Here is a 3,919-nt window from a genome sequence, read left to right as displayed (position 1 = left end):
TGCGCCGGGTCAGCCTCTGCCCCCGCCGCATCGGCGCCATCACCGCCGCTGCGCTCGTCGTCCTGCACCACGAACACGACCGCACAACATGATCAACGGCCTACTGAGAAAGGCTCATTATGGTTCCCTAACGCGCTGAGAGGGTCTGCTGGAGCGCGTTGTGGTTCTCTAACGCGTCGAGAGGCTCGGGTCGGCGACATCACGGCGCCGGTACGCGCTCATGTGCTGCGGCCAGGCGTCTTTGGCTCCTTCGCGCACCGGTAGGTTCCGCTCGAGCGCGTTATGGTTCCATAGCGCGCCGATGGGACCCGGTCGAGCGCATTATGGTTCCATAGCGGGGTGATAGGTTCCTGCTGATCGCATTATGGTTCCATAACGCGCTTGATGCTGCCGTCTGAGCGCATTGTGGTTCCATAATGCGGGCATCCCGAGAACGCCGGACGCCCCGCGCTCGGCGGGGCGTCCGGTTCCTGCGGTCGCGATTCCTCCGCTCAGGCCGCCACGGTGGTGGGGCGCTCCACGGTCCGCTCGGCGATCACGTCGGCGAGGTACCGGGCGTCGGCGCCGACACCGTCGAGGAAGCTCGACGAGCGGCGGTACTGCCAGCGCAGGCCGAGCACGTGCAGTCCCGCCGCAGCGGTGACGCCCCGGGTGTGGACGATGTCGCCGTCCACGCCGGTCACCGGGGCCTCGATCCAGCCGTGGTCGCGGCCGAAACCGGTCGCCCACACCACGGCGGCGATGCCGTCGAGCGCCGGAGCCGCGCCGGCGTGCACGGAGGCAGGGGGAGGCGCCGCCTCGGGAGGCACGTCCATACGCGTGCGGGCCACGAACGCGTCGACCGCGCTGCGGAAGCGGGTCGCGTTCCCGGCCGCCTCGGCGAGGGTGGCGGAGAGGTCGTCGCCGAACCGGAGCCGGCCGTCCGTGCACCCGAGCAGCCGCCCGTGCGCCACGACCCCCTCCGCTGCGAGCCGCGGGACGTCGAGGTCCCGGGTCCCGCCGGTGAGCACGGCGTTGGGGGTGCGCCCGGGCGGGGCGGGCAGGGTGTCGACGGTGCGGTCCAGCATGCCGAGCCGGTCCATCCAGCAGTAGGCGTCGTGCCCGCGGTAGCGGCGGGGCAACGCCTTGTGCCGCCCGACCGCGAGGTGCACGGTCCGGCCGGTCCGGACCAGCTCCAGCGCGATCTGCTGCCCGGACGGCCCGGCCCCGACCACCAGCACCGCGCCGGGCGGCAGCTGCTCGGGGTTGCGGTAGTCGGCGGTGTGCAGCTGGTGGATCCGCGCCGGGAGGTCGGCGGCCACCGCGGGGACCCGCGGACGGGCGAGGTCACCGGTCGCGACGACGACGTTCCGGGCGAGGAACCGGCCCGCGCTCGTCGTCAGTCGCCAGCCCCCGGCGACCCGGTACAGCCGCCGCACGTCCACGCCGGTGCGCACCGGGGCGTCGAACGACCAGGCGTAGTCCTGCAGGTACCGGGCCACCTCGGCGCCGGTCATGAAGCCGCCCGGATCGGCCCCGGCGTACCGCCAGCCCGGCAGGCGGGTCTGCCAGTTGGGACTCAGCAGCCGGAAGGAGTCCCAGCGGCGGCTGTGCCAGCTGTCGGCGACGGCGGCGCGTTCCAGCACGACGTGCGGCAGGCCGCGGTCGGTGAGGCAGCGGCTCATCGCGAGCCCCGCCTGCCCGGCGCCGACGACGACGGTCCCGGTCACGGTGCCGGTCACGTTGTGGATCATGGTGTCCTCCAGGGGATTCGGTGTGTCCTCGACGCTAGGGAGCGCGGGGCCGCGGGCCATCGGTGACGATCACCCATCTCCGGGTGGCGGGTCCTCCCACTCCGCGGGCCGGGAGCGTGGGCAGGTGGGCACGGGAGATGGGCATCCGACACCGATGGCCGGGCGCGGCCGTGTTCCTAGCGTCGGTGCCGACCGAGCACCACCCCGCCGTCACGTCCGGAGCCCGAGATGACCGACACCGACCCCCGCACCACGCTGCAGCCCACTCCGCGCGTCGGCGCCACCGCGAGCCGCTCTCGGCTCGTGACCCGCCGCGACATCGCGCTGTTCACCGAGATCTCCGGGGATCGCAACCCGCTGCACTACGACGAGGAGCGCGCCGCCGCGACCCGCTTCGGCGGGATCGTGGTGCAGGGCGGGGTCACCACGGCGCTGCTCAACGCCGTGGTGGCGGAGGACCTGCCCGGCCCCGGCAGCGTCTTCCTGCAGCTCGACCTGGCGTTCCGGGCCCCGGTCCGGCCGGGCGACGTGATCACCGGGACCGCCGAGGTGACGGCCGCCCGCGCGGACAAGCCCCTCACCACGCTCGCCGTCCGGGTGACCCGCGACGACGGCGTCGTGGCGGTCGAGGGCACCGCCGTCTGCTACACCGAGCCCCTCCCGTGAGCGCCGGGTCCGCGCCGCATCCCACGGCGTCCGACCTCGCCGAGTTCGTCGCGATCGCGCACCGCATCGTCTGGTGCACGCTCGCCACCGTCGACGCCCGCGGCCGTCCGCGGTCGCGGCTGGTGCACCCGCTGTGGACGATCGAGACCGACGGGAGCCTGGTCGGGCGGATCACGAGCCGGCGCTCGTCGCCGAAGGCCGCCCATCTGACCGCGCACCCCTACGCCTCCTGCTCGTACTGGGACCCGCAGCACGACGTCGCGGTCGCGGAGTGCCGCGCGGCCTGGGATCCCGACCCGGCCCGGTCCTGGCACCTGTTCACGGAGCCGGACCCGCCCGTCGGCTTCGACCCGGCCGCGATGTTCGCCGGCGGCCTGGCCTCGCCCGACGCCGGGATCGTCGTGCTGCGGCCGTGGCGGCTGCGGTGGGGACGGGCCGCGAGCCTGGCGACGGGCGCGAAGCCCACCGTGCGGAGTGCCGGCGCCGCAGCGAGTGACAGGTGCGCCCGCTGATGTAACGCGGGTAGCCCCTTCCGGGAGCGTCTCCCTGCGGGGAGCGGAAGGGCACAGAATGGCGACGGGCGAACGTCCGGACGGACGGGGCGAGGAGGCCCGGGCCCGGGTCGGCGACTCGCAGGCCCGGCGGGACTCGCGGCGCCGCACGGCCCTGGCGCGCCGGGCCCGCACCCGCGCCGCGCTGATCGCGGCGGCCCGTCGCGTGTTCGCCGACCAGGGCTGGGCGGAGACGCGGGTGGAGGACGTCGCCCGGGTCGCCGGGGTCAGCGTGGCAACCGCCTACAACCACTTCTCCGGCAAGCACGCGCTGATCGGGGCCGCCTTCGCCGTCGCCTGGCAGGAGGGGCTCGACGCCGAACCGGCGGAGCGGCCCACCGCGGCCGCGCGGTCCCTGCCGGGCGCCCGCACCGAGGAGCTCGCCGCCCACCTGCGCCGGATCAGTCGGGTCGCCCGCCGGCACCGGGCGTTGACCGCGGCCTTCGCCGGCGCGGTCCAGGAGTCCACCGCGCGGGTCCGGCGCGGCCCGTCCCCGCCGGACCCGGAGGACCCGCGGGCCACGACCCCCGTTGCCGAGCGGATCGCGGTCCTGCTCGACGCCGCGCAGCGCGCCGGCGAGCTCGGGCACCAGCGGGACCCCGCCGACCTGGCCGAGCAGCTCACCTTCCTGCTGTTCCTGCGGTGCTTCACCCATCCCGACGAGGACCCGGCCGACACCGCCGCGATGCTCCTGGCCTTCGCCGTGGGGGTGCTCCCGGCGGACGAGGGCTGACCACGGCCCCCGCCCCGGCTGCGCTCAGGCCGGGCGCAGCCGCAGGGGCAACGCCTCCCAGGCGCGCAGCGTGTTGTTGAGGTGGCGCCGCGGCCGGCCGGCCGGCTCGATCGTCGCCACCCGCCGGGCCAGGGCGGTGAGCAGGGCCTCGGCCTCCAGCCGGGCCACGTGCTGCCCGACGCACTGGTGGATGCCCATCCCGAACCCCACGTGCCCGGACGGGTCGCGGGCCAGGT

At 75.2% G+C, this 3,919-nt stretch carries 5 protein-coding genes and 1 pseudogene; 4 read left to right on the top strand and 2 right to left on the bottom strand.

Translation table 11 applies throughout. The features are described from left to right. Positions 1 to 92 (top strand): annotated as a pseudogene (locus LWC35_RS38625) (IS5/IS1182 family transposase); the annotation flags it as partial. Between the two features lie 399 nt (positions 93 to 491). Here LWC35_RS38625 and LWC35_RS38620 read toward each other — a convergent pair. Further along, positions 492 to 1,733 carry an NAD(P)-binding domain-containing protein gene (locus LWC35_RS38620; RefSeq protein ID WP_232875557.1) on the bottom strand — a complete coding sequence of 414 codons (1,242 nt, stop codon included), beginning with the start codon at positions 1,731 to 1,733 and terminating at the stop codon, positions 492 to 494. A gap of 228 nt (positions 1,734 to 1,961) precedes the next feature. Between LWC35_RS38620 and LWC35_RS38615 the strand changes: the two genes are divergently transcribed. Genes LWC35_RS38615 through LWC35_RS38605 form a run of 3 tightly spaced genes read left to right on the top strand, consistent with a single transcriptional unit; the run spans position 1,962 to position 3,683 of the window. Next, complete coding sequence (locus LWC35_RS38615) at positions 1,962 to 2,399, top strand: MaoC family dehydratase (RefSeq protein ID WP_232875556.1); 438 nt, start codon at positions 1,962 to 1,964, stop codon at positions 2,397 to 2,399. Then, the gene (locus tag LWC35_RS38610; protein WP_232875555.1) at positions 2,396 to 2,911 is read left to right on the top strand and encodes a pyridoxamine 5'-phosphate oxidase family protein; all 516 of its coding nucleotides are present in this window, start codon (positions 2,396 to 2,398) and stop codon (positions 2,909 to 2,911) included. The genes LWC35_RS38615 and LWC35_RS38610 overlap by 4 nt, the downstream gene beginning before the upstream one ends. Positions 2,912 to 2,969: 58 nt before the next feature. Beyond that, complete coding sequence (locus LWC35_RS38605; protein WP_232875554.1) at positions 2,970 to 3,683, top strand: TetR/AcrR family transcriptional regulator; 714 nt, start codon at positions 2,970 to 2,972, stop codon at positions 3,681 to 3,683. A gap of 24 nt (positions 3,684 to 3,707) precedes the next feature. Here LWC35_RS38605 and LWC35_RS38600 read toward each other — a convergent pair. Further along, positions 3,708 to 3,919: cytochrome P450 (locus tag LWC35_RS38600; protein ID WP_232875553.1), on the bottom strand; the 212-nt coding region annotated here is incomplete at its 5' end.

Source organism: Pseudonocardia kujensis (genome assembly GCF_021283305.1).
Taxonomy (GTDB): Bacteria; Actinomycetota; Actinomycetes; order Mycobacteriales; family Pseudonocardiaceae; genus Pseudonocardia; species Pseudonocardia kujensis.
This window is presented reverse-complemented; position numbering and strand designations above follow the sequence as displayed.

What these genes read in the sequence shown, in the direction of transcription:
- LWC35_RS38620 (WP_232875557.1), bottom strand. Translation starts at nt 1,733, where the DNA reads ATGATCCACAACGTGACCGGCACCGTGACCGGGACCGTCGTCGTCGGC.
- LWC35_RS38615 (WP_232875556.1), top strand. Translation starts at nt 1,962, where the DNA reads ATGACCGACACCGACCCCCGCACCACGCTGCAGCCCACTCCGCGCGTC.
- LWC35_RS38605 (WP_232875554.1), top strand. Translation starts at nt 2,970, where the DNA reads ATGGCGACGGGCGAACGTCCGGACGGACGGGGCGAGGAGGCCCGGGCC.